General features: G+C 61.9%; 14 protein-coding genes. 5 read left to right on the forward strand and 9 right to left on the reverse strand.

The window, feature by feature from the left end; genetic code table 11:
* The first annotated feature begins 154 nt into the window (after positions 1-154).
* Positions 155-358: a hypothetical protein gene (locus A0O30_RS05445; RefSeq protein ID WP_009684756.1), complete on the forward strand. Its 204-nt coding sequence runs from the start codon at positions 155-157 to the stop codon at positions 356-358.
* Positions 359-426: 68 nt separating this feature from the next.
* On the opposite strand, the gene cmoB is transcribed toward A0O30_RS05445, so the two are convergent.
* Together cmoB and cmoA are read right to left on the reverse strand one after the other, a co-directional pair.
* Positions 427-1,383: a tRNA 5-methoxyuridine(34)/uridine 5-oxyacetic acid(34) synthase CmoB gene (gene cmoB / locus A0O30_RS05450; protein WP_105945821.1), complete on the reverse strand. Its 957-nt coding sequence runs from the start codon at positions 1,381-1,383 to the stop codon at positions 427-429.
* Positions 1,380-2,123, reverse strand: coding sequence for a carboxy-S-adenosyl-L-methionine synthase CmoA (cmoA, locus tag A0O30_RS05455; protein WP_019097224.1), 744 nt, complete (start codon positions 2,121-2,123; stop codon positions 1,380-1,382). Before cmoA ends, cmoB begins: the two co-directional genes overlap by 4 nt.
* Positions 2,124-2,332: 209 nt before the next feature.
* On the opposite strand from cmoA, the gene A0O30_RS05460 reads away from it, so the two are divergent.
* Both A0O30_RS05460 and A0O30_RS05465 read left to right on the forward strand, forming a co-directional pair.
* Positions 2,333-3,523, forward strand: coding sequence for an alpha-xenorhabdolysin family binary toxin subunit A (locus tag A0O30_RS05460; RefSeq protein WP_105945822.1), 1,191 nt, complete (start codon positions 2,333-2,335; stop codon positions 3,521-3,523).
* A 1-nt stretch (position 3,524) separates the two neighbouring features.
* A complete protein-coding gene (locus tag A0O30_RS05465) occupies positions 3,525-4,460 on the forward strand; it encodes an alpha-xenorhabdolysin family binary toxin subunit B (protein WP_105945889.1) in 936 nt (311 codons plus the stop codon).
* Positions 4,461-4,466: 6 nt separating this feature from the next.
* Here the strand turns inward: A0O30_RS05465 and A0O30_RS05470 are convergent, their stop codons facing one another.
* The 5 genes from A0O30_RS05470 to A0O30_RS05490 all read right to left on the reverse strand — a co-directional run bounded on the left by A0O30_RS05470 (position 4,467) and on the right by A0O30_RS05490 (position 13,638).
* Complete coding sequence (locus tag A0O30_RS05470; RefSeq protein WP_105945823.1) at positions 4,467-4,859, reverse strand: protease inhibitor I42 family protein; 393 nt, start codon at positions 4,857-4,859, stop codon at positions 4,467-4,469.
* Positions 4,860-4,966: 107 nt separating this feature from the next.
* A complete protein-coding gene (gene lon, locus A0O30_RS05475) occupies positions 4,967-7,387 on the reverse strand; it encodes an endopeptidase La (RefSeq protein WP_105945824.1) in 2,421 nt (806 codons plus the stop codon).
* A 209-nt stretch (positions 7,388-7,596) separates the two neighbouring features.
* Entirely contained in the window at positions 7,597-10,008 is a 2,412-nt protein-coding gene (locus A0O30_RS05480) for a glucose/quinate/shikimate family membrane-bound PQQ-dependent dehydrogenase (RefSeq protein ID WP_105945825.1), read from the reverse strand.
* 29 nt (positions 10,009-10,037) lie between these two features.
* Entirely contained in the window at positions 10,038-11,372 is a 1,335-nt protein-coding gene (locus tag A0O30_RS05485) for a carbohydrate porin (RefSeq protein WP_105945826.1), read from the reverse strand.
* Between the two features lie 217 nt (positions 11,373-11,589).
* Positions 11,590-13,638 (reverse strand): TonB-dependent receptor, encoded by a 2,049-nt coding sequence (locus tag A0O30_RS05490; RefSeq protein ID WP_105945827.1) that lies wholly within the window; start codon positions 13,636-13,638, stop codon positions 11,590-11,592.
* 164 nt (positions 13,639-13,802) lie between these two features.
* Between A0O30_RS05490 and A0O30_RS05495 the strand changes: the two genes are divergently transcribed.
* Positions 13,803-14,024, forward strand: a complete 222-nt coding sequence (locus A0O30_RS05495) for a VF530 family DNA-binding protein (protein ID WP_003252112.1) — start codon at positions 13,803-13,805, stop codon at positions 14,022-14,024.
* A 1-nt stretch (position 14,025) separates the two neighbouring features.
* Positions 14,026-14,667 carry a Pr6Pr family membrane protein gene (locus A0O30_RS05500; RefSeq protein WP_105945828.1) on the forward strand — a complete coding sequence of 214 codons (642 nt, stop codon included), beginning with the start codon at positions 14,026-14,028 and terminating at the stop codon, positions 14,665-14,667.
* Between the two features lie 129 nt (positions 14,668-14,796).
* Here the strand turns inward: A0O30_RS05500 and A0O30_RS05505 are convergent, their stop codons facing one another.
* The gene (locus tag A0O30_RS05505) at positions 14,797-15,558 is read right to left on the reverse strand and encodes a siderophore-interacting protein (RefSeq protein WP_105945829.1); all 762 of its coding nucleotides are present in this window, start codon (positions 15,556-15,558) and stop codon (positions 14,797-14,799) included.
* On the reverse strand, positions 15,551-16,096 hold the full coding sequence (locus A0O30_RS05510; RefSeq protein WP_028698561.1) for a PadR family transcriptional regulator: 546 nt from the start codon (positions 16,094-16,096) through the stop codon (positions 15,551-15,553). The genes A0O30_RS05505 and A0O30_RS05510 overlap by 8 nt, the downstream gene beginning before the upstream one ends.
* Positions 16,097-16,131 lie beyond the last annotated feature (35 nt).

Below are 16,131 nucleotides of genomic sequence, written 5' to 3' on the forward strand. Positions count from 1 at the left end.
AGCAATCGCGGCGCAGATAACGGATTTGTAATGCTGCGGTTATCTGGCTGTCTGTTCTGCGCAGATTGCAGGACTGTAATCCTCGCCTCACCTTGCTGTTAGCTACCCCTCACTAGGATGGCCGTGTCTGATCGGTTATCACGAGGCAACCACGATGAACCTGACCAAATACCTGCTGTTGGCCACCCTTGCCCTGGGCAGCGCCAGTGTTTACGCCGAGGGCGGTGCGGAGCGTTCCAGGCAGTTCTGGCAAGCGTTCCGCGAAGACCAGCAGCGCCTGCACGGCGACAAGCAACAAGCCGTTGCCGAACGCGAGCGCAAGGCGCAAGAGAAGGCCCGTGAGGTGGCCAAGGACTGAGGTAACAGCACCTGCGCGCGACAGCTCCTCGGCGCAGGTGTATTCAGGCGCCCAACCGGGCGCCTTTTTTATTTGCGCGCCAGCAGGGTGGCGCGGCGTGGGGCCGGCAGGCCTTCGATGGTCTTGCTGTGGTCGTTCGGGTCGAGGAAGTCGCCCAGCGACTGGTAGCGCATCCACTCGGTACTGCGCTGTTCCTCGACGCTGGTCACGCTTACATCGACGCAACGCACCTCGCTGAAACCGGCACGGCGCAACCAGCGCTCCAGGGCCGGAACCGATGGCAAGTACCAGACGTTGCGCATCTGCGCGTAACGGTCTTCAGGTACCAGTACCTGGTTTTCGTCGCCTTCGATCACCAGGGTTTCCAGCACTAGCTCGCCACCTTTGACCAGGCAGTCTTTCAGCGCCAGCAAGTGTTCGATGGGGGAGCGGCGGTGGTAGAACACGCCCATGGAAAACACCGTGTCGAAACCTTCCAGGCTGGCGGGAAGGTCCTCCAGGGCGAACGGCAAATGCCACGCCGGCAGCTCCGGCAGGTATTGCTGCACGGCCTGGAACTGGCAGAAGAACAGCCAGTTGGGGTCGACGCCAATCACCATGTCGGCCCCGGCACCGAGCATGCGCCATTGGTAGTAGCCGTTGCCGCAGCCCACGTCGAGCACGCGCTTGCCTTTGAGGTCCAGGTGCGGCGCAACGCGTGACCATTTCCAGTCCGAATGCCACTCGGTGTCCACATGCACGCCAAACAGGTCGAACGGGCCTTTGCGCCAAGGCGACAGGTCCATCAGTGCCTGGCGCATTTGCGCACGGGTGGCGTCGTCGCAGTCGCAGTCCAGACGCAGCCCGTTGACCAGGTCGATATCGCTGGGTTGCAGGGCGGGCAGCGCATCGAGCGCACCACGCCAGCGGTCGAGGTCACCGTGGCCTTTCTCCAGCTTGGCTTCCAGTTGCGCTTGCAGGCCTTGCGACCAGGAAGCCAGGGGCGTGCCCGCCAGGCGGCGGACGAGGGGGGACAGATCGATCATGGCAGGGCTATCAACGAGGCGAAGTTAAGGCATTGGAACCAGGGCACCACTTTCGAGAAACCGGCGGCGCGCAGGCGCTCCTGGTGGGCTTCGAGGGTATCGGGGCGCATCACGTTTTCAATGGCGCTGCGCTTCTGGGCGATTTCCAGTTCGCTGTAGCCATTGGCCCGCTTGAAGTCCAGGTGCAGTTCATTGAGCAGGTCCTGCTCTTGCTCATCGGCGAACCGCAGCTTTTCCGAGAGGATCAGCGCGCCACCGGGCAGCAGTGCCTGGCGGATACGGCCGAGCAGTTCCAGACGCTGGTCGGGGGCGATGAACTGCAGGGTGAAGTTCATCGCCACTACCGAGGCGGGCTCGAAGGGCAGGGTAAGGATATCTGCCTCCAGCACGTGCACCGGCAGCAGCTCCTGGAACATCGAGTCCTGGGCGGTGAGGTACTGGCGGCAACGCTCGACCATGGCGGCGGAATTGTCCACTGCGATCACCCGGCAGCCGTCGCTGCGTACATGGCGGCGCAGCGACTGGGTGACTGCGCCCAGCGATGCGCCCAGGTCGTACAGCGCGGTATTTGGCTGGGCGAAACGCGCGGCCAGCACACCGAGGTTCTCGACGATGGTCGGGTATCCGGGCACCGAGCGCTTGATCATGTCCGGGAACACACGCACCACGTCCTCGTTGAAGACGAAATCAGGCACCTGCTCCAGGGGTTGGGAGAAGAGGCGGTCGGGTTGTTTGCTCACGGCAGGCTCGATACAGGGTGAAACGGGGGCGCATTTTATCCAATGGCCGCGCATCTTGCCATGGCAATGCTTCAGGGTCGGAGCGTTCAGACCGGGAGCAGTGAACTTTCCCACAGCGTTAAGTTATCAAGGTGAATGAACTGAGCGTGGGGAAGGTGGACACTTTCAGCGCATGTTCATTGGGCTTGAAAAGGGGTTTTGATTAAGTGATGAGTGCCATGAGTGGGCGGGATGAAGTTACCGTGGAAGAGCTGGATCCGGTGTCCAGGGTTAAAATGTTGCCGGAACGCTATTTTTCATTTATCGAGAACCGACTGGAGGGGGGACAGCATGTCGGTAGTCTGTTGACAGCTGATAATCTGAAGGCCATCAAGCGCTACACCAATACCGTGAATCAGTTGCCCCGTACGCGAGTCGAAATTGAACGAGAAGTCGATTATGCGACACTGGGCCTAGATGCTTCGATGGTACATGAACTGTATACGGCGCTGCACAGGCATGTGTACGAATGGGACATACTGGAGCGTAGCATCAAGCAACTGGGGCCTGAAATAGAACTGTTCGCCGAAAGCCTGGTACAGCGTGGTGGCAGCCTGCTGGAACATCTTGAAAGCAGCGATGTTTTCGTGGCGATCAAGCAGCGCAAGGCCGAACAAGGCGATGATGTATACACCTTGGAACTGAGCGAAGAGGAACAAGTGCAGATCGCCAGTGTGTTGGGAGTTGGCATCAACGAACTCGTCAGGGAGATTGAAGGCACCCGGCGGCGAATCGATGAGGTGGATGCACGCGCCAACTGGTTTAACAGCGAGATCAAGCGCGAACTAAGGCCGCGAATGGTGCGGTTGTTGAAGCACTTCGACGAGAAAGTTTCCCATGAAGAAATTTTGAAAAAACGCCAGCAACTGGATCAATGGGACGTACAGATCGATCAGTTGAAGTCTGAGTATGACACCAATGTGGGCTACGCGTTTACAGGTATCTTGCTGGGTCCTCTCGGTCTGGTAATAACCGGTGGTGTATTCGGTGACAAGGCAGAAAAGATCCGGGCAAGCAAAAATGCGTTGATCGGACAGCGTGAAGAGCTTGCGGATGCGCTGGGCAAGATGGCCCCCGCCTTGATCGACTTCGAGCGCGTTTCGACATTGGTCAGGGACCTGCAGTTCAGGTGCAAGGACCTCTCGGCAGCGACCAAGCGCCTGGCAGACGTCTGGTTGTTTCTGGCCTCTTACGCCAATAACTCTGTCAACGAGGCCAAAGAGCTGAGCAGCATCACTCAACTTGAGTCGTTCGTTCATGATTTTTCTGAAGTTATCAAACCGTGGAGCAAGATAGGCAATATTTGCCATACATTGTCCGAGTTGTTCAATGAACTGATCGAGGAGTATGAGGATGTTTGACATGGATGTTATTGACGCGAATGCAAGCCTGCCTGATTTTGTACAGATGCAAAAGGTGCAAGATCATGTATTCCACCTGATCGAAAGCTGGGATATGAACGTGCTGCCAGGGGCGCGTGAGCAATTGACAGAATTGCGCACGCTGTTGTTGGCTGTAGAGCGCGCCTTCAAGGAGAGCCTGATAGGCGGTATCGTTTTGCTGGAGGACCGGGATTTCATTCCGAGCAAACTGGGGACGGATACCCACTACAGGCTTGCCAGTGTGCTGAGCCGTCTGGACCAGCTTCATGTGCTATTGGCCAGGCAGAATCTGCGATTGGAACTCTTCTCGCTGTCGGCTTTGGCAGAGCCGTTGGCGGAGTTGGAAAAGAGAATCGTCACCCTCCAGGATCAGGCGGCAGCATTCGATCTGCGGTTGGCTCAGTTGCGTCAGCAGCGTGTAGATATCGGCCAAGCTATCGAGCTGTTCGAGAGGCCTTCAGTTGCCAGTGCATTGAAGGGATTGATCCCGAGTGATGAAGAAATCGACCAGGTGATAGGGTTGATAAAGGACCCGAAAGTTGATGCCAGCCTGTTGAAGGTTATGACCGGGAAGTTGGCCAAGCATGCTGATGCACTGGAGGGGGCCAAGACGTTCAGCGACTTGAGCAAGGTCCGCACCCGGCTTGATGCAAAAATAGAGGAAGCGCTGGGCGACCAGCGGCACCTACAGCGAGCGCTGCAAACTGCTCAGGATGAGCAGGAGGCGCTCAAGGCCTTGTCCGGCCTTGAGCCGCTCAAGAACGAGTGGTTGCACGAACTGCGCAAGGTGGAACTGGAGTGGCAGGCTCAGGCCGCGAAGCTCAGCGCGACGATGGGGCTGGATGCTGCCACGGTCGCGCTGAAAGACCTCTGTGACTACCTGAAGGTCGTGCAGATGGCGTATGACCGCAGTTGATCGTGCTCAGCGGACGATAACCTTGCAGTCGAAGGTTTGCACCGGGGCGACGTCTGCGGCCCACGGCTGCTGGTAGACCAGCACCAGTTGGGCGTCCCCGGTGTTGCTGGCCTGGAAGCGCCAGGTGGAAACACCGGCGCTGCCGACCACGTCTTCTTCTTCGGGGGCGCTGTACACCTCCGGGCCGAGGCTGAGCAGTATGCTTGAGGCTGGGTTTTCGACACGCCAGCGATAGCCGGTGGACGGGTTGCTGGGCAAGCTCAGGGTGAGTGCCTGGCCTACCTGCAGCCGTGTTGGGCATTCACTCTCGGCATCCAGTTCGACGGGCTGTGTGGGGTGCTGGGCGCAGGCAGAAAGCAGGGCGAAGCTCAGGGGAACGAGCAGACGAGGGGCGGTCATGTTGGCTCCGGGGGCTGGCGATGGCCCGAGGATAACCGATGCTGTTGGGTTTTGTGTTGTCAGTGCCGGCCTCCTCGCGGCTAAAGCCGCGAAGAGGCCGGTGCAGGTTAGAACAGGACCTTGGCCACATCCGCAAAGCGCTTGGCGAAGTGAACCGTCAGGCCTTCGCGCAAATAGTCCGGCAGTTCTTCGAAGTCCCCTCGGTTAGGCTCTGGCAAGATCAGCTCGAAGATTTTCTGCCGCCGCGCCGCAATCACCTTCTCGCGCACACCACCAATCGGTAGCACCTGGCCGGTGAGGGTCAGCTCGCCGGTCATGGCCACGCCTTTTTTCGGCGCCTGGTCGCGGGCCAGCGACAGCAGGGCACTTGCCATGGTGATGCCAGCGCTCGGGCCGTCTTTGGGTGTAGCTCCTTCAGGTACATGCAGGTGGATGAACGCTTCGTTGAAGAAGCCAGGGTCACCGCCAAACTGCTTGAGGTTGGAGCTGACATAGCTGTAGGCAATTTCGGCCGACTCCTTCATCACGTCACCCAGCTTGCCAGTCAGCTTGAAGCCACGGTTGAGTGTGTGGATGCGGGTCGCCTCGATCGGCAGCGTGGCGCCGCCCATGCTGGTCCAGGCCAGGCCCGTGATCACGCCTTTGCCAGCCAGTACCTGCTCGCTGCGGAACACCGGCGTGCCGAGCGCGGCCTCCAGGTCCTTGGTGCCGATCTTCAGTTTGGCTTCAGGGTCTTCCAGCAATTTGACCACGGCCTTGCGCACCAGCTTGCCCAGTTGCTTCTCCAGCTGGCGCACGCCGGCTTCGCGAGCGTAGCCTTCGATCACCATACGCAGGGCGCTGTCGCTGATGCTGAGGCTGGTCTTGGCCACGCCGGCCTTTTCCAGTTGCTTGGGCCACAGGTGGCGTTTGGCGATGGCCAGTTTTTCCTCGGTGATATAGCCGGACAGGCGGATCACTTCCATGCGGTCGAGCAGTGGGCCGGGGATCGAGTCGAGGGTGTTGGCAGTGCACACGAACAGCACCTTGGACAGGTCCAGGCGCAGGTCGAGGTAGTGGTCGAGGAAGTCGACATTCTGCTCCGGGTCGAGGGTTTCCAGCAGCGCTGAAGCCGGGTCGCCCTGGTAGCTCTGGCCCATCTTGTCGATTTCGTCGAGCATGATCACCGGATTCATCACTTCGACGTCTTTCAGGGCTTGCACCAGCTTGCCGGGCTGGGCGCCGATGTAGGTACGGCGATGGCCCTTGATCTCGGCCTCGTCACGCATACCGCCAACGCTGAAGCGGTAGAACGGCCGGCCAAGCGACTCGGCGATGGACTTGCCGATGCTGGTCTTGCCCACCCCGGGCGGGCCGACCAACAGCACGATCGAGCCGCTGATCTCGCCTTTCCAGGCCCCTACGGCGAGGAATTCGAGGATGCGTTCCTTGATGTCGTCGAGGCCGGCATGGTATTGGTCGAGGACCTTGCGCGCATGCTTGAGGTCGAGCTTGTCCTTGCCGTAAACACCCCATGGCAGGGCGGTGGCCCATTCGAGGTAGTTGCGGGTAACGGCGTACTCGGGTGAGCCGGTTTCGAGAATGGCCAGCTTGCCCATCTCTTCGTCGATGCGCTTGCGTGCCTGGGGCGGCAGGGTCTTGCCTTCCAGGCGCTGCTCGAACTGTTCGAGGTCGGCACTGCGGTCGTCCTTGGTCAGGCCCAGCTCTTGCTGGATGACCTTGAGCTGTTCCTTGAGGAAGAACTCGCGCTGGTGTTCGCCGATCTGCCGGTTGACCTCGGCCGAGATCTCGTTCTGCAGGCGCGCGACTTCCACCTCTTTGCGCAGCATCGGCAGCACCTTTTCCATGCGTTTGAGCATGGGTACGCAGTCGAGCACTTCCTGCAACTGGTTGCCGGTGGCCGAGGTGAGCGCGGCGGCGAAGTCGGTGAGCGGCGACGGGTCGTTGGGGCTGAAGCGATTGAGGTAGTTCTTCAGCTCTTCGCTGTACAACGGGTTGAGCGGCAGCAGCTCTTTGATCGCGTTGATCAACGCCATGCCGTAGGCCTTGACCTCGTCGGTGGGCTCGGCGGGCTGGCGCGGGTATTCGACTTCAACCAGGTAGGGCGGGCGGTGGTGCTTGAGCCAGGTGCGGATGCGTACCCGGGTCAGGCCCTGAGCGACGAACTGCAGCTTGCCGTTTTCACGGCTGGCATGGTGTACCTTGACCAGCGTGCCGTACTGCGGCAGCGCGGCGGTGTCGAAGTGGCGGTGGTCTTCTGGCGGGGTGTCCATGAAGAACAGTGCCAGGCAGTGGTCCGGCGACTTGGCCACCAGGTCGAGGGTTTCGGCCCAAGGTTCTTCGTTGACGATGACCGGCAGTACCTGGGCCGGGAAGAACGGGCGGTTGTGGATCGGGATCACATAGACCTTGTCCGGCAGCTGCTGGCCGGGCAGGGCGAGGGCATGGCCGGCTTCGGCCTGCGTGGTGGTGTGTTCGACTTCGCTGTGTTCGTCGGGGTGTTCCGGGAAATCCTGCTGGTCGCTCATGGGGCACCTGCGTGAATGACTATGGTGCTTAGATGGGGCAGGGGGGGATGGGTTTCAATGGTAGACGAAGGCAGCAGGCAGGGCTTTCATCTTTGGTTGGCTGTACCGGCCTCTTCGCGGCTAAAGCCGCTCCTACAGGTAAAGCGCAATTCCTGTAGGAGCGGCTTTAGCCGCGAATGCGGCGGTGCAGGCGCCGCCGCATTTGAGGATTACTCCGCGAGTTTGTAAGCGATGATGTAATCGCCCATCTTGGTACCCAGCGAGCCATGGCCACCAGCAGTCACCAGCACGTACTGCTTGCCATCCTTGCCGGTGTAGGTCATCGGCGTGGCCTGGCCACCTGCTGGCAGGCGCGCGCTCCACAGTTCCTTGCCGTTGTTCACGTCATAGGCGCGCAGGTACTGGTCGAGGGTGCCGCTGAGAAAGCCGACGCCACCAGCGGTCACGATCGAGCCGCCCATGCTCGGCACGCCAACTGGCAGGCCGATCGGCACCGGGGTGCTGTCGCGGGTGGTGCCGTTCTTGTGCTTCCACACCACCTTGTTGGTGAACAGGTCGATGGCGGCAACGTAGCCCCAGGCCGGGGCCTGGCACGGTACGCCCAGTGGCGACATGAACGGGTGCATGGTCACGGCGTACGGTGCGCCGGTGTTCGGCTGCACACCGCTGGTCTCGCTTTCGCGCTTGCTGCCTTCGGCAACCTGCTCACGCGGGACCATCTTCGAAACGAAGGCCATGTAGTTGGGCGAGGTGAACAGCAGCTGGCGCACCGGGTCAACCGACACGCTGCCCCAGTTGAACACGCCGACGTTGCCTGGGTAGATCAGCGAGCCCTGCTCGGACGGCGGGGTGTACTGGCCTTCGTAGCGCAGCTCGCGGAACTGGATGCGGCACAGCATCTGGTCGAACGGCGTGGCGCCCCACATGGCCTGTTCGGTCAGCTCAGGGCCAAGCAGGTTGAGGTCGGAGCGGGCCTGGGTCGGCGAGGTGTGGTCGCCCTTCACCGCGCCTTGCGGGGTAGGGATTTCGCGAATCGGTACGATCGGCGTGCCGTCGCGGCGGTCGAGCACATACAGGCTGCCTTGCTTGGTCGGTACGATGATTGCCGGTTTCACGCCATCGTCGGTCTTCAGGTGCACCAGGGTCGGCTGGCTGCCGACGTCCATGTCCCACAGGTCGTGGTGGGTGAACTGGTAGTTCCAGCGGGCTTTGCCGGTGGCCAGGTCAAGCGCGACCACGCCGGCGCTGTACTTCTCGGCGCCCGGTGTGCGGTCGGCACCCCACTGGTCCGGGGTCTGGTTGCCCAGCGGCAGGTAGATCATGCCAAGGTCTTCATCGACGCTGGCGATCGACCACATGTTGGCCGAGTTGCGGCTGTACTGCTTGCCGGGGGCCAATGGCTTGGTGTCGTCCGGGTTGTTGCTGTCCCAGTTCCATACCAGGTGGCCGTCGTGCACGTCGTAGGCGCGGATCACGCCGGACGGTTCGTTGGTCGACTCGTTGTCGGTCACGTGGCCGCCGATGATCACCAGGTCACGGGTAACCGCAGCAGGCGAGGTGGAGTAGTAGCCGCCAGCGGTGAACGGGCCGATGCCGGTGGTGAGGTCGATTACGCCCTGGTTGGCGAAGCCTTCGCACACCTTGCCGTTGTCGGCGTTGATGGCGATCAGGCGGGCATCTGCGGTAGGCAGGTAGAGGCGGCGCGGGCAGGCCTGGGCCACGGCCTGGCCTGCGTCGGTGATTTTCGGCGCAGGGCTGCCGTCACGGCTGACATAGCGGTTTTCGTCATAGTACGAAACGCCACGGCAGGTCATGTGGGCAAAGCCTTTGAAGGTGCCGACCGGGCTTTTGACCTGAGGGTCGTAGCGCCATATTTCGGCGCCGGTGTCCGGGTCCAGGGCCAGCAGGCGGCTGTGCGCGGTGCAGGCATAGAGCATGCCGTTGACCTTCAGCGGGGTGTTCTGGTTGGTCAACTCCACCGGGTCGTTTTCGGTCGGCAGGTCACCGGTACGAATACGCCAGGCTTCTTCCAGGCGGTAGGCGTTCTGCGGGGTGATCTGGCGCAGTGGCGAGTAGCGGTCGCCATGTTCGGTACGGCCGTAGGCCTGCCATTCGCCGTCGGGCATGGCCGGGGCGGCACTGGCCATTTCGCTGCTTTCGCGGCCCAGTTCACCGAACACTTCACCGGGGTGGGTGAACTGGCTGGCGACCGCGCAAGCGCCGGATGCGACCACGGCAACGCTCAGCAGCGCAGTGTTGGCTTTGCTGGCCGGGCCGATCAGCGGGCGACGTGCCCATGGCAGCAGCAGCACCACGCCGATGGCGAACCAGATAGCCAGGCGTGGCACCAGTTGCCACCAGTCCAGGCCCACTTCGAGCAGGGCCCAGACGGTGCTGGCCAGCAGTACCAGGCCATACAGGCCCAGGGCGATACGGCGCTGAGCCAGCAGCAGGATGCCCGACAGGGCAAAGCCGATACCGGCGATCAGGTAGTACAGCGATCCACCCAGCTGGCTCAGCTTGATGCCGCCGGCCAGCAGGGCCAGGCCCATCAGCAACAGCAGCGCGCCCATCAGGCGCGGTAGCCAGCGGCTTCCATTGTTGGCACTTTCAGTGCTCATCGTAGGTTCTCCGTCAGGTCAAAAAGGGGTTAGAAACTGCTCTGGATCTTCAGGCCGCCGACCAGGGCGCCATCGACCTGCGACACCCCGCCCGGGTGGCGGATGTACTGCAGGTTGGGGCGAACCGTGAGCCAGTCGGCCAAATGAATGCCGTAGTACAGCTCGGCGCTGTATTCGGTGTCCTGCACGGGCAGGAAGCCGGGGTTGTCGTAGTCATCGAGGCCGGCGGCCTGGTTGGCCAGGCGGGCGTTCTTGCGGTAGGCAGGGTTGACATGCACGCGGGCCAGGGCGAAGCCGATGTCGTCCTTGGCGCGGGCGTCGAAAGGCCCTTTGTATACCAGTCCTGCCTGCACATAGTTGTCGATGGCATTGGTCTTCTTGTCGTGCACCGTGGCGTTGGCGAACAGGCTCAGGCCACGCGACTGGTCGGAGGCCAGCGAAGTCACCTGCTGCTGGGCGCCGAGCCACATGCCGTGTTTGCTGGAACTGCTGCGGTAGGCGGCGCCGCTCAGGGCTGCCGGCTGGCCGTTGCTGTCCTTTAGAACATCCTGTGCCTTGGCATTACTGTAGTAGTAGCCGGCGCGATATTCCCCTTTCAGGCCATTCAGGCGCGGGCTCCACACCAGTTCCACCGGCATTACCGCGCCCTGGGTGCCGCTGCCGCTGAGCTTGAAGCCGTTGCCGGATTCGAGGTTGGAAGGGTTCTGCTCGAAGACGCCGACCTGGGCGTACAGCTCCGGGTTCAGGTTGTAGCGCACGCGCAGGGCCCACTGGCTGACCGGCCAGTTGTACCAGATGCCGCCCACCCAGTTGCCCACCTGCGAGCCGCAGAAGGCCAGGTTCTGGAAGTCGCAGGGGAAGCTGTTGAAGTCCTCGCCTTCGCCGAAGCGGCCAAATTTCACGTCCAGCGCGCCGTCGAAGTACTTCTGCTTGATCCACATCTGGGTCAGCCGCCAGGTTTCGCCACGGCCCCAGACTTCCTGGGCCGAGGTGAAGCCGCCGACGCGTGGGTCGTTGATGCGGTCGTTGCTGATGTTGTCGCCGTGGCGTTCGGTGATGGTCAGCTGGAACTCGGTGTCATGCCAGCCCAGGATCTTTTCCAGGTCCAGGTGGCTGCCAAAGGTGAACTGGTCGCTGTAGCGCGCCGTGCGGTCGTGGTCGTAGCCCCCGTGCAGGTTGCTGCCCATCTCGCCGGTGTAGCCGAGGGTGAAGTCGTAGCCTTTTTCCAGCAATTCGCTGCGGGTGCCGCCCCAGTCGCCGAGCATCCAGGGGGAGTCGTTGGCGAACATTTCGCTGGCGCTGGCGGGTGTCGCCAAGGCACTGAGGGCAAGGCCGATGTAACAGGGTTTGGGCAGTTGAAACATGAGATAGCGCTATCTTTTGATTATTGAAAAAACGGCAAGCGCATCGAAGGGCGGGCCCTTCAATGGATATGGCGACAAGATGGTTTCGATGAAGCGTTTCAGCTTGCGGCGAGGAGGATATAGGGGAAGTTGTAAGAAAAAAAGACAAAATGTCGCAGGTCATTATTGTTTGTCTGGTAACAATGGCCTGTAGGGGGCGCCAAGCGCCCCCGCGATTTCAGAAGGTAGTACGCAGGCCGACTTCCACACTGCGCCCCGGTGCCGGGGCAATGTCGCGCAGAATAGAGCTGGCATAACGCACAGTCTGGTCGGTCAGGTTCTCACCGCGCACAAACGCCAGCCACTGGCTCTGGCCGACATCGAAGCGGTAGCCAACGCTCGCCCCCAGCGTGGTGTAGCCATCGGTGCTGGTTTCGTTGGCCGGCTTGCGGTGTTGCGATGCCGCATGTTGCACATCGACCCGTGCTTGCCAGCGGTCCAGTTCCCAGACCAGCCCGCTGTTCAGGCGCAGCGGGGCGATGCGTGGCAGCGGCTCGCCACTGTCGAGGTTCTTGGCCCGGGTGTAGTCGCCGGAGAGTTCCAGCGCGAAGCTGCCGTAACGGTTCTCGGCCAGTTGCCAGCGGTCCTGGGCTTCGATGCCATAGAAGCGCGCACGCACGCCCTGGTACTGGTACTCCGGGAAGCCGTCGTGGTCATGATCGTGGTCGTGGTCGTCCTCGCCATGGTCGTGGTCATGTCCACCTTCGCGGGTGTTGCCGGTGCCGATCAATCCGATGTAGTTGCGGAAGTGGCTGTAGAACACCCCGACACTGCCCTTGTGCGTGCCATTGTCGAAGCGTAGTGCCAGGTCGGCGGAAATGGCCTTTTCCTTGTTCAGGCTGGCATCGCCAACTTCAAAGGCGCCAGTGGCCACGTGTGCGCCATTGGCATACAGCTCGTAGAAGGTCGGGGCGCGTTCGGTGTAGCCGAGGTTGGCGGCCAGCGACCAGATCGGGTCGAGCTGGTACACCGCACCTGAAGACAGGCTGAAGGCGTTGAAGCTGCTGGCGCTGTCGGCATCGACGAAGTTTTCGTTGCCTTTGGCGTCGGGGTCTACCCGGGTGTGTTCCATGCGTGCACCCAGGCTCAGGTTCAGGCGCTCGGTGGCCTGCCACTGTTCGAGCATGAACAGCGCCAGGCTGTCGGTATCGGTGTGCGGGACAAAGGCTTCTTCGCCCAGGGCAGAGAACTCGTTGCGGCTGACCTGGGCGCCAATCACCCCTTCCACCGGCCCGAGCGGTTGGTGGCGGGCTTCGATGCGCGCTTCGTAGCCTTTGTTCTTGAAGGTGGTGTGCACCTCGCCTTCTTCAATCTCCCTGTGTTCGTAGTCGGTGTAGCCGGCATCGACCTTGACCGAGCTGAACGGGCCGTCGAGGTCGCGCAGTTCGGAGGCGAAGGCGTAGTGGTCCTGCTTCATGTCCAGGCGCACGCCGGATTCGGCCACCGAGCCGTAGTTACTGTCATAGCCGCTGTAGGACAGGCCAGCGTAGCCGTGATCCCAATGGTACGCGCCACCGACCGCACCGCCATCCTGGCGACCGTCGCTGTTTTCCAGGCGGTGCTTGCTGCCGGGCTCGTCAGCGTCACGTACCTTGGAACTGCGGGCATAGCCGGGGATGCGCAGGTCGTTGAACTGGCGACTGTTGGCATCCAGGTGCAGGGCAAAGGCACCGTTGCCGGCCTCCAGCTTGCCGGCGCTGCTGCGGGTGGTGTCGGCGCCGCCGTAACGCAGCTCACCGGCACCATGAATGCCCTCGATGGGCGTATCCGGGATGCGGTTGTCGAAGGTGTTGACCGCACCGCCGATGGCGTTACCGCCGTACAGCAGGGCGGCAGGGCCACGGACGATCTCGACACGGTCGACGGTGACCGGGTCCAGCGGCACGGCATGGTCGTAGGACAGCGACGAGGCATCCAGCGCGCCGACGCCATTGCGCAGGATACGAATGCGGTCGCCGTCCAGGCCACGAATCACCGGGCGGCTGGCGCCCGGTCCGAACCAAGTGGAGGCGACACCGGGCTGTTTGTTCAGGGTTTCACCGAGGCTGCCGTGCTGTTGCTGCAACAGGTTGTCGCCTTCCAGCACGGTGCTGGGGGCGGCCAGCTGGCGATTGCCCAGCGGGTTGGCGGTGATGACCTGGGGTTCGAGTTCCACGGCCTGGCTGGGCGATGCAGCCAGCCAGAGCGCGACGGCAAGGGGGGAGAGGCGAAGCGGTGAGTACAGCATGGGGATGGGGCGTTCCTTGGCAGAGGCTTTTGTAATGTTACAACATAACATATCTATTTCAGCACAGAGGTTTTGCCCATGGCCAGCGGTTTTTCTGTCGAGTCGACTGATCCCACCCACCACTACACTCGTGTAAGGTGCGCATCTTTCCTACGGAGCACAGCATGAGCACGGCCCAACACAACGCGCTACACGGCAAGACCCTTGAGCAGATCCTTACCGAGCTGGTGGCGCACTACCAATGGCAGGGCCTGGCCGAACGCATCGATGTGCGCTGCTTCAAGAGCAACCCGACCATCAAGTCGAGCCTGACCTTCTTGCGCAAAACACCGTGGGCGCGGGAAAAGGTCGAGCAGTTGTATGTGAAGCTGCAGCGCCAGGCCTGACATGGCACAGCGTCCATGGCTGAGCGGTATGGCTGTACTGGGCTGGTTCGGTCTGACTGTGCAGGTGTACCTGGTGCTGGTGGCGCGCTGGCAGGAACAGGCCAGCCTGATTGGCGGCCTGATCAACGTGTTCGGGTACTTCACGGTGCTGAGCAATACCTTGGTGGCGACGGTGCTCAGTTATGCGGCGTTTGGGCGGGAAGGGCGTGCCAAGCGTTTTTTCCTGTCTCCTTCGGTGAGTTCAGCCATTGCTGCCAGCATCCTGCTGGTTGCGTTGGCCTATAGCCTGTTGTTGCGCCATTTGTGGCAGCCGCAAGGCTGGCAGTGGCTGGCGGATGAACTGCTGCACGACGTGATGCCGGTGCTGTATGCCTTGTATTGGTGGTGCGAGGTGCGCAAGGGCACGTTGCGGCTATGGCACCTGGCGGTCTGGGCGATTTACCCGGCGGTGTACTTTGCCTATGCGCTGTGGCGGGGGAGCGAGATTGGCGTGTATGCCTACCCGTTCATCGATGTGTCGAGCCTGGGGTATGGGCAGGTGATGCTCAATGCCTTGGGGGTGCTGGCGGGCTTTTGGGGGATTGGAGTCGTTTTGTTGGGGCTGGACAAATGGCAAGGGCGACGGACGGCTGAAAGTCTCTAGATATGTTGTGTCTATTCCGGCCCTTTCGCGGGTAAACCCGCTCCCACAGGTACAGCGCAGCCCTCAAGAGCGGCGCTGTACCTGTGGGAGCGGGTTTACCCGCGAAAGGGCCGGAACAGGCAACAACGATCACTCGTCGTCCGCAGTCCCATCGGCACGCCAATAGGCTGCAGCCTTCAGCGCATCTTCCGGCACCCCTTTCTCCAGCAGCAGCGCCTTGGCCTGGCGGGTCAGGGCTTTTTCCAGCGCCACCCAGCCATACAACCGGCCTTGCGGCAAGGTCAGGTTCTTCACCAGTGCCAGCAAATCTTCCTGCTGGCGGCGCACCCAGATCACTTCAACCTGAGCCTTGCTCGGCAGTGGCTGGCGCTCCTGCTCATCTTCGATCTGGATCACCGCCAGCACCTGGCGGCCCGCTGGCAACTCTTCCAGCCGACGGCCAATCGCCGGAATGGCCGTTTCGTCACCAATCAGCAAATAGCTGTCGAAAATGTCCGGCACCACCATCGACGCCCGTGGCCCGGCGATATCCAGCGTTTGCCCCGGCGCGGCCTGCGCAGCCCAGGTGGAGGCAGGGCCGTCACCGTGCAGCACGAAGTCGATATCCAGCTCATTGGCCACCAGGTCGATACGCCGTGGTGTGTACTCGCGCATGGTGGGCCGTGCACCACCGTCACGCCCCAGATTACGGGCCTCGATGGCCTGCTGTTGTTCTGGCGTTTCGGCGAACAGCAGCTTGATATGGTCGTCGCTGCCCACGCTGGTGAAGCCTTGCAGCTCGGTACCACCCAGGGTGATGCGGCGCATGCGCGGGGTGAGGTCGGTGACCCGCAGTACCTGCAGGCGGCGTTGGCGGATCTCGTGGTTGACGCGGTGGATGGTGTCACTCATGGGGAGTCTCCCTGACAGGTTCGGCCGGCCCGGAGGCAATGGCCTTGGCGGTATGGTTGAGCAGGTCGCGAACCCGTTCGATTTCTTCCGGTGTCCAGCGGCCGCTGTGCATGTGCAGTGCGTGGCGCAGGTTGCCGACCGCTTCGTGAATTTCTGGCGGGCGGTCATGGCCGCGCAGGGCGCGTTTGCTGACTTCGATGCGCATACGTACGCCGTCCAGCGCGACAGCTTGCTCGGCCAGCGCATGGCGGCCGGCATCGGTAATGGCGTAGAGGCGTTTGCTGCCCTGTATCTGGCCGCTGATGAGCTCGGCTTCTTCAAGGAAGTTCAGCGTGGGGTAGATCACCCCGGGGCTTGGGCTGTAGCTGCCATCGAACAGGTTTTCGATCTGGCGGATCAGGTCGTAACCGTGGCCGGGCTGTTCGGCCAGCAGGTCGAGCATCAATAGCTTGAGGTCTCCGGGGGCGAAAACGCGTGGGCCGCGCTCGCCACGGCCAGGGCGCCGTTCGAAGGGATCATGGGGGGTGTGTTCGCGCATGGGGGCAGGGCTCCGTCGTTTGCGATATATCGTAA

Origin of the sequence: Pseudomonas sp. LLC-1, from assembly GCF_002992185.1 — a bacterium.
GTDB classification, from domain to species: Bacteria; Pseudomonadota; Gammaproteobacteria; order Pseudomonadales; family Pseudomonadaceae; genus Aquipseudomonas; species Aquipseudomonas monteilii.